Annotated in this window: 1 protein-coding gene; it reads left to right on the top strand. The window is 31.4% G+C overall.

Translation table 11 applies throughout. The features are described from left to right. A partial coding sequence (locus tag FFR48_RS28405) for a Uma2 family endonuclease (protein ID WP_137669627.1) occupies nt 1–507 on the top strand: 507 nt, incomplete at both ends.

Below are 507 nucleotides of genomic sequence, written 5' to 3' on the forward strand. Positions count from 1 at the left end.
AATAACAGGTTTACTTATAATCAGGGAATCTTAGAAATTATGACTCCATTAATGCCCCATGAACATAATAAAAGATTGATAGAAAAACTCATTGATACTTTAGTTGAAGAGTTAAATCTGAACGTTAAAAGCACAGGTTCATTAACTTGTAAAAGAGAAGATTTAGCTAGGGGTGTAGAACCTGATTCTAGTTTCTATATTCAAAATGAACCAATCATGAGAAATAAAACCAGTTTAGATTTAACCCAAGATCCTCCACCTGATTTAGTTATCGAAGTTGATTATGCTAGTTCTTCTATTGATAAGTTACCAATTTATTTAGCTTTAGGTGTTCCTGAAGTTTGGCGTTATGATGAACCTGTAATGCAAATTTATAGTTTAGCTGATGGTAAATATATTCCTGGTAATAGTTCACCAACCTTTGCTAATTTATCTTTAAATACAGAAGTGCCTCAGTTTTTAGCTTCTAGCTTAGAAATAGGTGAAATGGCAATGATTAGGAATTTT

It is taken from the genome of Sphaerospermopsis reniformis (assembly GCF_005402885.1).
Classification (GTDB): domain Bacteria; phylum Cyanobacteriota; class Cyanobacteriia; order Cyanobacteriales; family Nostocaceae; genus Sphaerospermopsis; species Sphaerospermopsis kisseleviana.